Origin of the sequence: Stenotrophomonas sp. 704A1, from assembly GCF_030549525.1 — a bacterium.
Taxonomy (GTDB): Bacteria; Pseudomonadota; Gammaproteobacteria; order Xanthomonadales; family Xanthomonadaceae; genus Stenotrophomonas; species Stenotrophomonas tuberculopleuritidis.
Genome location: NZ_CP130831.1, coordinates 3,063,575 through 3,078,969, shown reverse-complemented (window position 1 = coordinate 3,078,969; position 15,395 = coordinate 3,063,575). Strand labels below are relative to the sequence as shown.

Annotated in this window: 19 protein-coding genes; 5 read left to right on the top strand and 14 right to left on the bottom strand. The window is 69.1% G+C overall.

Annotated elements, in window-relative coordinates; genetic code table 11:
* Positions 1–102: 102 nt before the first annotated feature.
* From Q5Z10_RS14390 to ccmA, 9 genes are read right to left on the bottom strand one after another with little or no spacing between them, the layout of a single operon-like run.
* Entirely contained in the window at positions 103–1,095 is a 993-nt protein-coding gene (locus Q5Z10_RS14390) for a tetratricopeptide repeat protein (RefSeq protein ID WP_345783996.1), read from the bottom strand.
* The gene (locus Q5Z10_RS14385) at positions 1,089–1,538 is read right to left on the bottom strand and encodes a cytochrome c-type biogenesis protein (RefSeq protein ID WP_303639194.1); all 450 of its coding nucleotides are present in this window, start codon (positions 1,536–1,538) and stop codon (positions 1,089–1,091) included. Before Q5Z10_RS14385 ends, Q5Z10_RS14390 begins: the two co-directional genes overlap by 7 nt.
* A 13-nt stretch (positions 1,539–1,551) precedes the next feature.
* Positions 1,552–2,169, bottom strand: a complete 618-nt coding sequence (locus Q5Z10_RS14380) for a DsbE family thiol:disulfide interchange protein (RefSeq protein ID WP_303636095.1) — start codon at positions 2,167–2,169, stop codon at positions 1,552–1,554.
* Positions 2,170–2,178: 9 nt separating this feature from the next.
* A complete protein-coding gene (locus tag Q5Z10_RS14375) occupies positions 2,179–4,098 on the bottom strand; it encodes a heme lyase CcmF/NrfE family subunit (protein WP_303636094.1) in 1,920 nt (639 codons plus the stop codon).
* Entirely contained in the window at positions 4,099–4,560 is a 462-nt protein-coding gene (ccmE, locus tag Q5Z10_RS14370) for a cytochrome c maturation protein CcmE (RefSeq protein WP_303636093.1), read from the bottom strand.
* On the bottom strand, positions 4,557–4,742 hold the full coding sequence (gene ccmD, locus Q5Z10_RS14365) for a heme exporter protein CcmD (protein ID WP_303636092.1): 186 nt from the start codon (positions 4,740–4,742) through the stop codon (positions 4,557–4,559). The genes ccmE and ccmD overlap by 4 nt, the downstream gene beginning before the upstream one ends.
* Positions 4,739–5,512 carry a heme ABC transporter permease CcmC gene (ccmC, locus tag Q5Z10_RS14360; protein ID WP_303636091.1) on the bottom strand — a complete coding sequence of 258 codons (774 nt, stop codon included), beginning with the start codon at positions 5,510–5,512 and terminating at the stop codon, positions 4,739–4,741. Before ccmC ends, ccmD begins: the two co-directional genes overlap by 4 nt.
* A 43-nt stretch (positions 5,513–5,555) precedes the next feature.
* The gene (gene ccmB, locus Q5Z10_RS14355) at positions 5,556–6,251 is read right to left on the bottom strand and encodes a heme exporter protein CcmB (protein WP_303636090.1); all 696 of its coding nucleotides are present in this window, start codon (positions 6,249–6,251) and stop codon (positions 5,556–5,558) included.
* Entirely contained in the window at positions 6,248–6,877 is a 630-nt protein-coding gene (ccmA, locus tag Q5Z10_RS14350) for a heme ABC exporter ATP-binding protein CcmA (protein ID WP_303636089.1), read from the bottom strand. Before ccmA ends, ccmB begins: the two co-directional genes overlap by 4 nt.
* 215 nt (positions 6,878–7,092) lie before the next feature.
* Between ccmA and Q5Z10_RS14345 the strand changes: the two genes are divergently transcribed.
* The 3 genes from Q5Z10_RS14345 (at position 7,093) to Q5Z10_RS14335 (ending at position 9,624) form a co-directional block, all read left to right on the top strand.
* Positions 7,093–8,241 (top strand): pyridoxal phosphate-dependent aminotransferase, encoded by a 1,149-nt coding sequence (locus tag Q5Z10_RS14345; RefSeq protein ID WP_303636088.1) that lies wholly within the window; start codon positions 7,093–7,095, stop codon positions 8,239–8,241.
* A 14-nt stretch (positions 8,242–8,255) separates the two neighbouring features.
* A complete protein-coding gene (locus Q5Z10_RS14340; RefSeq protein WP_303636087.1) occupies positions 8,256–9,062 on the top strand; it encodes an amidohydrolase in 807 nt (268 codons plus the stop codon).
* A gap of 124 nt (positions 9,063–9,186) precedes the next feature.
* Complete coding sequence (locus tag Q5Z10_RS14335) at positions 9,187–9,624, top strand: hypothetical protein (protein WP_303636086.1); 438 nt, start codon at positions 9,187–9,189, stop codon at positions 9,622–9,624.
* Between the two features lie 74 nt (positions 9,625–9,698).
* Here Q5Z10_RS14335 and Q5Z10_RS14330 read toward each other — a convergent pair whose 3' ends face one another.
* The 5 genes from Q5Z10_RS14330 to Q5Z10_RS14310 all read right to left on the bottom strand — a co-directional run bounded on the left by Q5Z10_RS14330 (position 9,699) and on the right by Q5Z10_RS14310 (position 14,316).
* Positions 9,699–9,944, bottom strand: a complete 246-nt coding sequence (locus Q5Z10_RS14330; protein ID WP_303636085.1) for a protein L — start codon at positions 9,942–9,944, stop codon at positions 9,699–9,701.
* Between the two features lie 164 nt (positions 9,945–10,108).
* Complete coding sequence (locus tag Q5Z10_RS14325) at positions 10,109–10,831, bottom strand: hypothetical protein (RefSeq protein WP_303636084.1); 723 nt, start codon at positions 10,829–10,831, stop codon at positions 10,109–10,111.
* 27 nt (positions 10,832–10,858) lie between these two features.
* Positions 10,859–12,532, bottom strand: a complete 1,674-nt coding sequence (locus Q5Z10_RS14320) for a pseudouridine synthase (protein ID WP_303636083.1) — start codon at positions 12,530–12,532, stop codon at positions 10,859–10,861.
* Positions 12,525–13,397 (bottom strand): SMC-Scp complex subunit ScpB, encoded by an 873-nt coding sequence (gene scpB, locus Q5Z10_RS14315; protein ID WP_303636082.1) that lies wholly within the window; start codon positions 13,395–13,397, stop codon positions 12,525–12,527. The genes Q5Z10_RS14320 and scpB overlap by 8 nt, the downstream gene beginning before the upstream one ends.
* Positions 13,398–13,410: 13 nt before the next feature.
* Entirely contained in the window at positions 13,411–14,316 is a 906-nt protein-coding gene (locus Q5Z10_RS14310) for a segregation and condensation protein A (protein WP_303636081.1), read from the bottom strand.
* Between the two features lie 375 nt (positions 14,317–14,691).
* On the opposite strand from Q5Z10_RS14310, the gene Q5Z10_RS14305 reads away from it, so the two are divergent.
* Both Q5Z10_RS14305 and Q5Z10_RS14300 read left to right on the top strand, forming a co-directional pair.
* Positions 14,692–14,991, top strand: coding sequence for a YciI family protein (locus Q5Z10_RS14305; protein ID WP_303636080.1), 300 nt, complete (start codon positions 14,692–14,694; stop codon positions 14,989–14,991).
* Entirely contained in the window at positions 14,988–15,263 is a 276-nt protein-coding gene (locus Q5Z10_RS14300) for a BolA family protein (protein WP_303636079.1), read from the top strand. Before Q5Z10_RS14305 ends, Q5Z10_RS14300 begins: the two co-directional genes overlap by 4 nt.
* Positions 15,264–15,395: the final 132 nt, after the last annotated feature.

Genomic DNA, 15,395 nt, shown 5'->3' with positions numbered 1-15,395 from the left:
CTGGTTTCCATTGGCGCACGGCGCAGGTTGGCGCACGGCGCAGGCGGTGTGGCGTTTCACGCTGGCGCCGGGTCGTGTCCGGCGAGCGCAGCGGTGCAGGGTTCAGCGGAAACGCAACTCGACCACGCCATCATGCGGCAGCGTCACCCGCACCACTTCGCTCTGCAGGTCGCCCTCACTGCGGTTGGCGCTGCCGCTGCGCGAGATCCGTGCCAGCACTTCCACCTCGCGGTGCGCCGACAGCGGTGCGGTCGGCATCGGGCTGTCGCCGTCGCCAAGGCCGACGGTGGCCGGGAAGCCGGCCAGCGGCAGCCGGCGCGCCGCCACCGGCATCGGCGGCCCGCCGACCGCGCGTGCAAGCACGAACACCTGGGTGCCGGCTGGCCACGTCGATGCCGCCGGCGATGCGGGCAACTGCACGCGCACCTGCAGCAGCGCAGGCGTCGTCGCGGCAGGCGCATCGGCGGCCTGTCCGGCCGCATCGCGGGCGATGGCGATCTGCGCCTGCAGGGCCTGTGCTGCGCCCGGTTCCAGGCGTGGCAGCAGGCCGCTCCAGACGGCCGCCGCTTCGGCATTGCGGCCGCGCTGGCGCAGCGCAATGCCCAGCAGCCAGCTCGCGCGTTCGGCATCCGGCGCCAGCGTGCGCGCCCGCTGCAGCCAGCCCAGCGCGGTATCGTCGAACTGCTTGGCCGGATCGGCCTGGGCACGCGCCTGCGCTGCTTCCACCAGCACGCCCGGATCATCCGGTGCCAGTGCTGCGGCGCGCTTGAAGGCGTCGGCTGCCGCGGTGACGTTGCCCAGCTCGGCCTGCGATCGACCGAGCAGCGCCCAGCCGTCGGCACGTTGCGGGTCGCGCTCCAGGGCCTGCTGCAGCGCCTGTACGCCGTCGCGCAGGGTGGCGACCGAAGGCGCCGGCTGCACCTGCGCGGCCCGCGGGTTGCCGACCAGCAGGTACAGGCAGGCGCCGGCCACGGCCACCGCGACCACGCCGACGATGAAACCGCTGCGGCCATGCCGACGCAGCGGCCACAGCACCAGCACGGCCATCACGGCTGCCGTCAGCGCGGCCAGGACAAGCAGCGATCCACTCACCAGCCATCGCCTCCATCGCGGTCGGTCGGTACCACCGATGCCACCTGGCGGCTGCGGCGGCGGACGATGCCCAGCACCACCAGCGCACCGCCGCCCAGCACCAGCAGCGGCCCGGCCCACAGCAGCCAGGTGCCCGGCTGCAGCGGCGGCTGGTAAAGCACGAATTCGCCATAACGGGCGACCAGGAACTGCTTGATGGCCGTGTCATCGTGGCCCTGCTGCATCAGCTGCAGTACTTCGCGGCGCAGGTCCTGTGCGATCTGTGCGTTGGAGTCGGCCAGCGACTGGTTCTGGCACTGCACGCAGCGCAGCTGCGCGGCCAGGTCATGGAAGCGGGCTTCCTCGGCCGCATCGCGGAAGGCCAGCGGTCGCGGATCGTGTACGGGCTGCTGGGCCAGGCCGGGCAACGGCAGCGCCAGGGTGATCGCCAGCAGCAGGGGCCGCAACCTGCGCATGCGCTTACGGCGCGGCCTGCAGGGTGTTGCCGGCGTTGCCCTGGGCCTTCTCGAGCTTCTCCAGTGCCGGCACCAGCTTCTCGTCGACCACCTGCTGGGTCATCGCGCCGCTGTACTTCCAGCGCACGATGCCGCTACCGTCGACCAGGAAGGTTTCCGGCGCGGCGGTCACCCCCCAGTCGATCGCGGTGCGCCCTTCGATGTCGCTCAGCACCACCATGAACGGGTTGCCCAGCTGTTCCAGCCAGTGCAGCGCGTCGCTGGGTTCATCCTTCCAGTTGTAGCCGATCACGCGCACGCGCTTGCTTTCGGCGAAGCGGGTCAGCACCGGGTGCTCTTCACGGCAGGCGGCGCACCAGCTGCCCCAGACGTTGAGCAGGTACGGCGCGCCGCGCAGCTCGTCGCTGCGCACGATCATCTGCGGGTCGTGCAGGACCGGCAGCGCGAAGGCCGGGGCGGGCTTGTCGATCAGCGCCGAAGGCAGCACGTCGCGCTGCGGATCGCCCGACTTCATCACCCCGTAGATCATCAGCCCGAGCAGGCCGAAGAAGAACAGGACACCGATCACGATGGCTACCGGCGGCAGCGGACGGGAAGGGCGCGGGGCGGGTGACTCGGACATGGGGAACTCCTACGGACGACGAAAGCGGCGGTCGGCGGCGGTGATGAAACCGCCCAGTGCCATCAACAGCGCACCCAGCCAGATCCAGCGCACGAAAGGCTTGATGTGGACCCGCACCGCCCATGCATTGTTGCCCAGCGGCTCGCCCAATGCCACGTAGACATCACCGCCGATCCGTGCATCGATGCCGGCTTCGGTCATCACCTGGCCACCGCTGGCGTACTGGCGTTTCTCCGGGTGCAGCAACGCCTGCTCGCGGCCATCGCGCAGCACCCGCAGGTGACCGCGGTCGGCGATGAAGTTCGGGCCCTCGTGGTGGTCGACCCCCTCGAAGCGCACTTCATGGCGGCCCACCTGCACCTGCTGGCCGGGCGACAGCGCCACCTCGCGCTGCACATTCAGCGCTTCCACCAGCAGGGCACCGGCCAGGAACACGGCGACGCCTGCGTGGCCGACGATCATGCCGAGCATCTCTGCGGTGAACCGGCCATTGCCGCGCAGGCGCTGCCAGACGAAGCGGGCCGTCCCCAGCCCGACCCACGCCGCGGCCGCAACGCCGATGCCGGCCTTCCAGCCGTTCTGCGGTGCCTGCCACCAGGCCCAGGCGCCCAGCAGCAGCGCCAGGCCCAGCCACGGCAGCAGCAGGGCCAGCGCCCGCGAGGGCTGGTCGCGCTGCCATTTCACCAGCGGGCCGAAGGGCAGCAGCAGCACCATCGGTGCCATCAGCAGCAGGAACAGGCTGCCGAAGTAGGGCGGACCGACCGATATCTTGCCCAGCGACAGCGCATCGGCCAGCAGCGGATACAACGTGCCGAGCAGGACCATCGCGCAGGCACTGGCCAGCAGCAGGTTGTTGGCCAGCAGCAGGGTTTCGCGCGAGGTCGCGGTGAAGCCGCGGCGCGGGTCGTCCGCATCCACCGACAGGCGCGGCGCGCGCAGTGCATACAGCAGCAGGCTGCCGCCGACCAGCACCGACAGGAACACCAGGATGAACAACCCGCGCGAGGGATCGGCGGCGAACGAGTGCACGCTGGTCAGCACGCCGGAGCGCACCAGGAAGGTGCCCAGCAGCGACAATGCGAAGGCCGCGATCGCCAGCAGCAGCGTCCAGCTGCCGAAGGTGCCGCGCTTTTCGGTGACCGCCTGCGAATGGATCAGTGCGGCGCCGGCCAGCCACGGCATGAAGCTGGCGTTCTCCACCGGATCCCAGAACCACCAGCCGCCCCAGCCGAGTTCGTAGTACGCCCACCAGCTGCCCAGCGCGATGCCCAGGGTCAGGAAGCCCCAGGCCACGTTGGTCCAGGGCCGCGTCCAGCGCTGCCAGCGCGCATCCACCCGGCCCTCCAGCAGGGCCGCCACGGCAAAGGCGAACGGCACCGCGAAGCCGACGTAACCCAGGTACAGCATCGGCGGATGGATGATCAGCCCCGGATCCTGCAGCAGCGGATTGAGGTCGCGGCCCTCCAGCGGTGCCGGGTCCAGGCGCAGGAACGGGTTGGAGGTGAAGATCAGGAAGGCGAGGAAGCCGACACTGACCACGCCCATCACCGCCAGCACGCGTGCCTGCACCGGTGCCGGCAGGTGCCGCGACAACAGCGCGACCGCGCCGGTCCACAGCGCCAGCACCAGCGCCCACATCAGCAGCGAGCCTTCGTGCGCGCCCCAGACCGCCGAGTAGCGGTAGATCAGCGGCAGCAGTGAATTGGAATTCTCGGCCACGTAGCGCACCGAGAAGTCCTGCTGCACGAACGCTGCGGTCAGGACCGCGAAGGCACCGGCCAGCAGCAGCAGCTGGGCCAGGGCCGCCGGACGTGCAACCGCCATCCAGGCGGCGTTGCCGCGCTGCGCGCCGGCCAGTGGCAGCCCGGCCTGCAGCAGTGATGCCAGCAGCGCACATACCAGCAGGATCTGACCGAGTTCGGGCAGCACTCAGCGCACCTCGGGCGCCGGGACCGGCACATCATGCTTGCGGTGCGCATCGCCCATCTTGTCGGCCACTTCCTTGGGCACGTAGTTCTCATCGTGCTTGGCCAGCACTTCGTCGGCGACGAAGGTGCCGTCCTGCAGGCGGCCGCTGGCAACCACGGCGGTGCCCTCGCGGAACATGTCCGGCAGGATCCGCGAGGTGGTCACCGGCAGGGTCGCATCGCCGTCGGTCACCACGAAATGCGCCTCCAGCGACCCGCTGGGGCGGTTGAACGAGCCCTTCACCACCATGCCGCCGAGGCGGAAACGTGCCTGGCCATCGACATCGCCGCGCAGCACTTCCGAGGGCGTGTACAGGTAGGCGATATTGCGCTGCAGGGCGAAGGCCACCAGGGTGGTTGCCAGCCCGGAGGCCAGCAGCAGCAACAGCACCCAGATCATGCGGCGTCGCTGGACCGGCGTCATCGGCTGAGCTCGGTGGCCAGCGGTGCCGGCGCCGCCGCGTTGCTGCGCGCCTGCAGTCGCTGCTGGCGGCGCAGCGCCTGTTGCCGCGCATGGCGCAGGCGCAGCCAGGAACCCAGCGCGTCGCAGGCCAGCACCAGCAGGAACACCGCGAAGGCGGCGATGATGAAGGGCAGGTGGGTCATCGTGATCCCTCCTCGAGCGGCCGGGCGCCACGGCCCAGGCGTTCACCGATCCAGGCCTTGCCCGCTTCACGTACGAGATTGTCGGCGCGTGCCTTGGCCAGCAGGGAGCCGACGAACCACAGCTTGGTCGCGACCACCATCCACCACAGCGGCGCGATCAGTTCCGGCCGTACCGCGTTCTCGCCGAACACATTGATCGACTGGCGCTGGTGCAACGCGCCCCACCAGTCCACCGAGTAGCGGATCACCGGCAGCAGGCCGACGCCGACGATGGCCAGCAGGCCGGCCGCGCGCGCGGCGCTGCGGCGGTCCTCGATGGCGTGGTACAGGCCGATCACGCCCAGGTACAGGAACAGCAGGATCAGTTCGCTGGTCATCCGCGGGTCCCAGTCCCACCAGGTGCCCCAGGTGCCCTTGCCCCAGATGCTGCCGGTCAGCAGGGTGATCAGGGTGAAGCCGGCGCCCATCGGTGCACAGGCCATGGCCAGGATCTCGCAGATCTTGATCCGCCAGACCAGCGCGATGGCTGCGTAGAAGGCCATCAGCGCAAACACGAACAGGCTCATCCAGGCGCTGGGCACGTGGATGTAGATGATGCGGAAGGCGTCGTGCTGGTTCTGCTCCTGGGGGGCCACGAACAGGCCCTGCCACAACCCGATCAGCAGCACCGGCACCGCTGCAACGTAGAAGACCCGGGACCAGCGCGCGGCGAAGCGGTCGAAGGTGGGCGGTGAACCGAGTTGATGGAACCAGCGGACGATCGGATTCATGCGTGACGGCTATCCAGCAGGGATGGATTGGCTCTCAGCTCGGTCAACTCAGAGAAATACGGATGGCAGCGGCTGTCGCCAGCGGGGCCAGCACCAGCGCGACCACCAGGCCGGCCCCCAGCATCAGCAGCGCGCCGACCGGGTCCTGACCGCGGCTGGCCGCCGCCACGCTTCCCGCACCGAACACCAGCACCGGTACGTACAACGGCAACGACAGCAACGCAACGAGAATACCAGAGCGGCGGATGCCGACGGTCAGTGCAGCGACCACTCCGCCGATCAGGCTCAACAGCGGCGTTCCCAGCAGCAACGATGCCAGCAACATCGGCAGCTGGTCATGCGGCAGATGCAGCATTTCGGCCAGCAGCGGGCTGAGCACGATCAGCGGCAGGGCGGTGGTGGCCCAGTGCAGCAGCACCCGCACCAGCACCAGCCAGGCCAGCGGCACCGGTGCCAGCAGCCATTGCTCCAGCGAGCCATCTTCGGCATCGGAGCGGAACAGCGAATCCAGCGCCAGCTGCCCGGCCAGCAGCACCGCCAGCCACAGCACGGCGCCGGCGGTGGCCGCCAGCGCGGTCGGTTCGCGGCCCTGCGCAAGCGCGAACAGCACCACCACCAGCAGGGCGAACAGCACCGGCTGCAACGCATCGCCGCGGCGGCGCCAGAGCAGGCGCAGGTCGCGGGTCAGCAGTGCCCGCGCGGTCTGCCACAGGCCCGGTTCGGTGCCCGGCGCGATCATGCTTCACCGCCGAGATCGAGCTGGCGCGTCCGCACCGGCGGCGCGGCATACGCACCGTGGGTGGTGACCAGTGCCGCGCCACCGCTGCGCAGGTGCGCCGAGATCATCCGGTTGACCAGGGTGATGCCCTCCAGGTCGAGGTTGGCATAGGGTTCGTCGAGCAGCCACAGCGGTGCCGGCGACAGCCAGACGCGGGCCAGCGCCAGGCGCCGCTTCTGCCCGGCGGACAGATGCCGGACGAGGGTGTCCTCGTAACCGGCCAGGCCGACGATCGCCAGCGCGTTGCCGGGCATCTGCCGGGCACGGCGCCCGTGCAGGCCACACAGGAAGTGCAGGTTCTCCAGCGTGTCCAGGTCCGGCTTCAGCGCCGGCAGGTGGCTGAGGTAGGCAACGAAGCGCGCGCGCTCGGCATTGCTGGCCGGCTTTCCGTCGATCAGCACCTGGCCCGCGCCCGGCCGCGCCAGACCGGCCAGCACCCGCAGCAGGGTGGTCTTGCCGGCGCCGTTGCCGCCCTGTACCAGCAGCGCTTCGCCGGCATCCACATGGAAGTCCAGCGGGCCGAACACCGGCTCGTCATTGCGGGAGAAACGCAGGCCACTGGCGGCCAGCAATGCAGGGGCGTTCAAGGCGCAGGGATCTTCATGCCGGAGTGCGATGGCAATTGTAGCGGCGAATGTGACCGGGTAGTGCCGGGCCATGCCCGGCGAGCGCGAAGCGCGGCATCCTGGTCGCATTGCATCTACAAACAGCCGCCGGGCATGACCCGGCGGTACCGTCGGCGCCGCAGGCAGGGCCCGGATTTCGTACACTTCCAGCCCTTGTTCCCCCACAGCCCAGGCCGATGCAACCCACCACCAAGCTGCCCAAGGTCGGTACCACGATCTTCACCGTGATGTCCCAGCTCGCTGCCGAACACGGCGCAGTCAACCTGGGCCAGGGGTTTCCGGATTTTTCCGCGCCGCAGCGCCTGATCGACGAAACCACCCGGGCGATGGCCGCCGGCCTGAACCAGTACCCGCCGATGACCGGCGTGGCGCCGCTGCGCCAGGCCATCGCGCAGAAGTCACTGGACCTGTACGGCGCGACGATCGACCCGGACACCGAGATCACCGTCACCAGCGGTGCCACCGAGGCGATCTTCAACGCCATCCACGCCGTGGTGCGTGCTGGCGAGGAAGTAATCGTGCTGGATCCGGCCTACGACTGCTATGAACCGGCCATCGAGCTGGCCGGTGCCACCGCCGTGCACGTGCCGCTGGACCCGCAGACCTTCGCCGTCGACTGGGACCGCGTGCGTGCGGCGATCACCCCGCGCACCCGCCTGCTGATGGTCAACACCCCGCACAACCCGTCCGGCGCGATGCTGGACGAGGCCGACATGCAGGCGCTGGCCGATGTACTGCGCGGCACGCAGATCTACCTGATCTCCGATGAGGTGTACGAGCACATCATCTATGACGGCCGCCGCCACGAATCGGCGCTGCGCTACCCGGAACTGCGCGAGCGCACCTTCGTCATCTCCAGCTTCGGCAAGACCTACCACTGCACCGGCTGGAAGATCGGCTACGCGGTGGCGCCGCCGCTGCTGACCGCCGAGTTCCGAAAGGTGCACCAGTACAACACCTTCACCAGCTTCGGCCCGGCCCAGTACGGCTTTGCCGCGATGATCCGCGACGAACCCGGGCACCACCTGGAACTGGGCGCGTTCTACCAGGCCAAGCGCGACCGCTTCCGCGAGCAGCTGGCCGGCACCCGCCTGAAGCCGCTGCCGGTGCCGGGCGGCTATTTCCAGCTGGTCGACTATTCGGCCATCAGCGATCTGCCCGACCACGAATTCGTGAAGTGGCTGACCGTCGAGAAGGGCGTGACCGCCATTCCGCTGTCACCGTTCTACGAGACCGCGCCGGTGGGCCAGCGCCTGGTGCGCCTGTGCTTCGCCAAGAACGAGGCCACCCTGGACGCGGCGATCGAACGCCTGCGCCTGCTGTAAGCGGAGCGATGACGATGCAGGACCTGCGCATTTCCCTCGTGCAAGGCGACACCCGCTGGCATGACCCGGCGGGCAACCGGGAGTACTACGGCGCGTTGCTGGCGCCGCTGGCCGGCAGCACCGACCTGGTGATCCTGCCGGAGACCTTCACCAGCGGTTTTTCCAACGAGGCCATTGCCCAGGCCGAAGGCATGGACGGCCCGACCGTGGCCTGGGTGCGTGAACAGGCCAGGGCGCTGGACGCGGCGGTGATCGGCAGCGTGCAGCTGCGCGAGGGCGAGGGCGTCTACAACCGCCTGCTGTTCGCCACGCCCGACGGCGACCTGCAGTACTACGACAAGCGCCACCTGTTCCGTTATGGCGGCGAGCACGAGCGCTATGCTGCCGGCCGCGACCGTTTGAGCGTGGAATGGAAGGGCTGGCGGATCAATCCGCAGGTCTGCTACGACCTGCGTTTCCCGGTGTTCTGCCGCAACCGCTACAACGTGGAGCGGGCCGGGCAGATGGATTTCGACCTGCAGATCTTCGTCGCCAACTGGCCGTCGGCGCGTGCCTACGCGTGGAAGACCCTGCTGCGCGCGCGGGCGATCGAGAACCTGTGCTTCGTGGCCGCGGTCAACCGCGTCGGCGTGGACGGCAACCAGCTGCATTACGCCGGCGACAGCGCCGTGATCGATTTCCTCGGCCAGCCGCAGGTGGAGATCCGCGAGCGCGAACAGGTGGTCACCACCACCATTCCGGCCGAGGCGCTGGCCGCGCACCGCGCACGCTTCCCGGCGATGCTCGATGCCGACAGCTTCCAGCTGGGCGATCGGGCCTGACTGGGCAGGGCAGGACCGGCGCGGGCGCCTGAACACTGCCCGCATCGTTGCCCGCGCCTGCATTCTCCCTGCACGTGCGCGCTGCTAGATTCGCCGGCAGTCTGATCGAAGTGGAAGTCCGCCGATGAACACCAAGCCCTTTGCCCTGCTGCTGGCGCTGGCCGCCGCCGCCGTGGCCCCGGCCGCGCAGGCCGGTGGCAATCTGGATTGCCAGCTGCGCTACAACCTGTCCGGCTGGTCGCTGATCTACAAGACCGCGTCCGGCAACGGCACCATCCGCTGCAGCAATGGCGCCAGCATGCCGGTGCGGATCCAGCTCAAGGGCGGCGGCCTGACCGTCGGCAAATCGAAGATCACCGACGGCCGTGGCAGCTTCACCGGCGCCAGCAGCGTCGGTGAGCTGCTGGGCACCTATGCGTCGGTCGGCGCCCATGCCGGCGCGGTGAAGTCCAGCAACGCGCAGGTGATGACCAAGGGCGATATCTCGCTGGCCCTGTCCGGTACCGGCAAGGGGTGGGACCTGGGCGTGGACGGCGCCGCCTTCACTATCAGTCGCCGCTGAGCGCAGAAAGGGGACGGAAGGGATCGGTCGTGTGCGGCACGGACGACGTGGTCCCCGGCGTCCCTGTGTCTGCGTCAGATGACCTGTGCGTTGGTACGCACGATGAGTCGCCAGCGCAGCATGCCTTCGTTCGGCAGATGCGGGTGGTGCGAGCGCGGGGGAAATGCTTCGCCCTGCTTGCAGGTGATCTCGCTCCTGCAGCCTTGGCAGCTGTAGATCCCCGAGACCGGTACCGTGTCGCCGGGGTCGTAGAGGGTGGTCCACCAGCTGTTGCTGGGGTCGACGATCGTCAGGGCAGAACGGCTTGTATGCCAGGCCATCAACGTTGCCTCCTGTGGGTAGGAGACCTCACGATACGAAGCGGGCGCGCCGATTGCGTCGCCTTCTGGCACGAACTGCACGTTTTCAAACAATTCCGACGTGCGCGCCCCACTGCAGGCCGGGTCGGAACCGGGCTTCGGTGGCTCACACCGCCTACGACGGCTTACTGCTGGGCCAGCAACCAGGCCAGGGTGCCACGATGCGGCTTGGGCAGGGTGGCTACGGCGTCGAACATCGTGCGCGAGGCCCAGCAGGCGTCAGCCGGTGTGGCCGTTTCCATCTGCGGCATGATGGCCATGGCGCGGGAACGCGCCGCGTCGCTGGGCAGGCTGGCCATGAAGGCTTCCGATGCCGCCTGGATCTGCGCCTCGCTGACCGTGCTCGGCGGGCGTTGTTCCAGCTCGGCGATGCCGGCCTCGTAGCTCATCTCGAACCACGCGTCGATATCCGCAGGCGGGAGTTTTTCAAGCTGGGCGAAGAACAGTGTGCTCAGCTGTGACACGTCGGCAGCGGTGGTCGCACGGGCACTGCGCGCGCAGTCCTCCACCGGCATGGCGTGCAGGATGCTGGCCATGATCCTGGCGCGTTGTTCCAGGCGCTGCGGCGGCAATCGTGCGATGCCGTCGAGGGTCAGCTGGGTGCCGGCCTGTGCGGCTTTCCCCTTGCTGCCGGCCTGCCTGATGCGCTGCGCATAGCGCGGATCGACGATCAGCCGGCGCACCATCCGATCCGTGGGGGCGTGCAGCGGGGAAGATTCCGGCCACGGGTTCTGCCTGGCGGCCAGTTCCTGCTTGAGGCGGTTGGCGGTGCGTTCGCAGCCGCCCGCCACCAGCGTGAGGAGCAGCAGGGCGCCCATGCGGGCGCCCAGGGACAACATCCGTGTCATCGATCGTTCCGTCCTGGTGAGGTGGGATCAGCCGCCGCGCGGGCCGCTGCGACGCGGGCCGCCGGGGCCGCGGTTGCCGCCGGGGCCACGGTTGCCACCCGGGCCGCCGGGACCCCGGTTACCGCCGGGACCGCCCGGGCCACGGTTGCCGCCCGGGCCCCGATTGCCACCGGGGCGGGCGTTGGCGTGACCGCCCGGACGACCATTGCCGGCCGGACGCGCGTTGCCATACGGATTGAAGCCCGGGGTGGCGTGGTCGGACGGGAAGCTCGGGGCGTTGCCCGGATGGCCGTACGGGTGCTTGTTGCCCTGGCCCTGCGAGCGGTTGCCGGCACCGGCCGGACGCCCCTGGCCACCGCCACCGGCGCCGCCACGACCTTCACCCCCGAAACCGCCACGGCCCTGGCCACCACCGGCGCCCGGACCCTTCGGCTTGCCGTAGGGGCGGCCCTGGCCGCCTGCACCCGGACCACGCGCGCCGGGGCCACGTGCGCCCGGGCCGGCGTTGCGGTGGCCGCTCGGGCCGGTGCTGACACCGTCCGGCACGTACCAGGTGCGGAACGCGGCCGGGTTGCCTTCCGGCAGCGAACGGTCGTTCTTCGGCGCGCGCTGCTTGAACGGGCGCTGCGACTGCTTGGCCGCCGCTTCACCGCTCACCGTCAGGCCGCCCTTGAAACCACCGCCGGCCTTGCCACCGCGACCGCGGCCGCGGTCTTCGCGGACGTTGTCGAAGCGACGCAGTTCGCGGCCTTCATCGGCGGTGCTGTGGCCGTTGACGTAGGCGTTGCCACGGCCACCTTCGCGCACGCGCACGGTGGTCTTGGCGGCGCGGCGCTGGCCGATCACCGGCTGCAGGGTCAGCGCCGAAGGCGCGCCTTCTTCCAGCTTCAGCTGGGCGCGCAGCGCTTCGACCTGGGTGCCCGGCAGCTCGACCGACTGGCCACGGGCCAGTTCGCGCGGCAGGCTGACCTTGCCGTAGCGGGTGCGCTTGAGGCGGCTGACCTGGCAGCCCTGCGATTCCCACAGGCGGCGGACTTCGCGGTTGCGGCCTTCCTTCACCACCACGCGGAACCAGTCGTGTGAATCGGTGCCGCCGATACGTTCGATCTCATCGAACTTGGCCGGGCCGTCTTCCAGCGCAACGCCGCGGGCGAGGCGGTCGACGATGGCGTCGGAGACCTTCTCCTCGCCTTCCGGGGCGCGCACGCGCACCACGTACTCGCGTTCGACCTCGAACGACGGGTGCATCATGGCATTGGCCAGCTCACCGTCGGTGGTGGCCAGCAGCAGGCCGGTGGTGTTGATGTCCAGCCGGCCGATCGCGATCCAGCGCGCGCCCTTCAGCGGCGGCAGCGATTCGAACACGGTCGGGCGACCTTCGGGATCTTCGCGGGTGGTCACTTCGCCTTCCGGCTTGTTGTAGACCAGCACGCGCGAGGGTTCGCTCAGTGCGGTGGCGACGAAGCCACGGCCGTCCAGTTCGATCCTGTCGCCGCTCTTGACCGACATGCCGGTCTGCGCGACTTCACCGTTGACCTTGACCAGGCCTTCGGCGATGCGCTGTTCCAGCGCACGGCGCGAGCCCAGGCCGGCCTGGGCCAGGACCTTGTGCAGGCGTTCTTCCAGCTTGAACTGTTCGGAGGTTGCTTCGCGCTTGAGCGAGAGCTTGTTCAGCGAGGTCTTGCGGGGGGTGTCACTCATCAGTTTTGCTCCGGCCGACGGTTTCGAGGTCGGCCTCTGGTTCGGAATCGGCTTGGTCAACAGCCACGGTCGTCGTCGCGACGGCGTTGTCTTCGCGTTCGTTCACTGTCACCGCGCGCTCGCCCGGCGCGGAATCGGGGTGCCCATCATCGGAGGGCGAAGGTGCTTGCTCGTTGTCGGCCGCCGCAGCATCTGCGGCAGCGGAATCCGGGGTGTCGCCGGCGCTGGGGCCGGCGTCGTCATTTGCAGCAGCGTCCGGGTCGGCGCCCAGGTCCGGGCCGTCGGCACTGGCCGTCGGCGGTGCATCGCGATCCAGGGCCAGCTGCGGTTCCAGCTCGCCCAGGTCCTTCAGTTCGGACAGCGGCGGCAGTTCGTCCAGGCGCTTGAGCCCGAAGTAGTCCAGGAAGCCCTTGGTGGTGCCGAACAGGGCCGGCTTGCCGGGTACGTCGCGATGGCCGACCACGCGGATCCACTCGCGCTCTTCCAGGGCCTGGATGATGTTGCTGCTGACCGCCACGCCGCGCACCTGTTCGATCTCGCCGCGGGTGATCGGTTGCCGGTAGGCGATCAACGCCAGCGTTTCCAGGGTGGCGCGGGTATAGCGGGTCTTGCGCTCGGTCCACAGCCGGCTGATCCAGCCGTGCACTTCGCCGGTGACCTGGTAACGGAAGCCGGAGGCGACCTCGACCAGTTCCACGCCGCGGCCGGCACAGGCCTCGCGCAGGCGTTCCAGCGCACGCTCGATGCTGCCCGGCGGCGCCGGCTCCTCTTCGGGGAACAGGTCCTTCAGCTGGGCCAGGGTCAGCGGCTGGCTGGACGCCAGCAGCGCACCCTCGACAATGCGGTCGATCAGCGGTTGATCCATCGGCAGTCAGCGCTCACTCGTTTTCATTGGCGGCGTCGTTGTCGTCGAACTCGCTGCTGAACTGCAGCGGGGCATTGGTATTGCCGGCAGCCAGGGACTTCACGTAGATCGGCGCCAGCGGCTCTTCCTGGACCAGGTCCAGCAGCTGCTCCTTGGCCAGCTCCAGCACCGCCAGAAACGTGACCAGCACGCCCAGCTTGCCTTCCTCGGCGGTGAACAGGCTCTCAAAACGATAGAACCGGCCATCTTCCAGCCGTCCCAGCACTTCTCCCATGCGCTGCCGCACGCTCAGTGCCTCGCGCTTGATCGCGTGGCCACTGAACAGCTCGGCGCGCTTGAGCACGTCGTGCAGGGCCATCAGCATTTCCTTCAGCTCGACCGGCGGCGGCAGCTTCACCGCAGCGCGTTCGGGCATGAAGGCATGCGCCAGGCTGGTATCGCGGTCCTGCCGGGGCAGGGCATCGATGTCCTCGGCGGCCTGCTTGAACCGCTCGTATTCCTGCAGCCGGCGCACCAGCTCCGCACGCGGATCGGCTTCCTCACCCTCCACGCTGGGGGGGCGCGGCAGCAGCATGCGCGACTTCACCTCGGCCAGGATCGCCGCCATCACCAGGTACTCGGCCGCCAGCTCGAAGCGCAGCTCGCGCATCACGGTGATGTATTCCACGTACTGGCGGGTAATCTCGGCCACCGGAATGTCCAGGACATCCAGGTTCTGCCGGCGGATCAGGTACAGCAGCAGGTCCAGCGGTCCTTCGAAGGCATCCAGGATGACTTCCAGCGCATCCGGCGGGATGTACAGGTCCTGCGGAATCTGCAGGACCGGTTGCCCATGCACCACGGCCAGCGGCATTTCCTGCTGCTGGGGGGCGGGCGGCCGGGTTGGCGGGTTCGCGTCGAGCGCGAGTTCGGAAGTCATCTAATGGACATCAGGATTGCAACGGACCAGTCGCGGTGACCGGGTACGCCGGGCATGCGCCACGGACTCCCAGGACACCAGGCACGCCACGTTCGGCGCGGTTCCACACATCAAACAGCAGGACGCGCCGCAGGACACGGCAGCGACAGAACTACGGGGAGGTCGTCTACGTGGCCCGGTCGGTGGGCCGGTTCGAAGCAGCGGATCGGTCGTCGGGGGCTGCGTTGGCCGCAAAAACCGACGGGCTGCTGCATCCAGCCACGTGCAATGGACCCTAGGGTAAGCCTTTGCCGGGCCAGTGTCCAGCAACGGCCGGGCGGCGGCCGGCATTGGCTAGAATCGGCAGCGTCCAGCAACACGAGCGAGGAGCTGCCGGTGTGGTATGTGATTGAAGGGTATGACGGCCAGGATGTACTGGCGCAGCGGCTGCAGGCGCGGCCTGAACACCTGGCGCGGCTGACCGCGCTGCGCGATGAGGGCCGGCTGCTGCTGGCCGGGCCATGCCCGGCGATCGACAGTGAAGACCCCGGTCCGGCCGGTTTCAGCGGCTCGGTGGTGATTGCCGGCTTCGATTCGCTGGCGGCGGCCCAGGCCTGGGCCGAGGCCGACCCGTACGTGGCTGCCGGGGTCTACGCCCGGGTGCAGGTGCGTCCGTTCCGCAAGGTGCTGCCATGAACGCGCGGCGGATCGAGCAGATCCGTGATGCATTGCAGCAGGCGCTGGCCCCCAGCGTGCTGGACATCGAGGATGACAGCCATCGCCATGCCGGCCACGCCGGTGCACGCGATGGCCGCGGCCATTTCAACGTGCGGGTGGTCAGCGACCGCTTCACCGGACTGGCCCCGCTGGCCCGTCACCGTGCGGTCTACGCCGCGCTGGGGTCGCTGATGGATACCGATATCCACGCTCTGTCCATCGACGCAAGGACACCGTCAGAACAAGGCTGAGCCCTTGTCCTGTGGTGTCCTGGCCGGTCCCGGCAGGGGCCGGTCGAGGACAGGTTTCTGTGTCCGTTGTGGGACATTCGCCTAACGGACTGTTTACAAGCGCGGATGGAAACGCTTACATTCCGCGCCAAT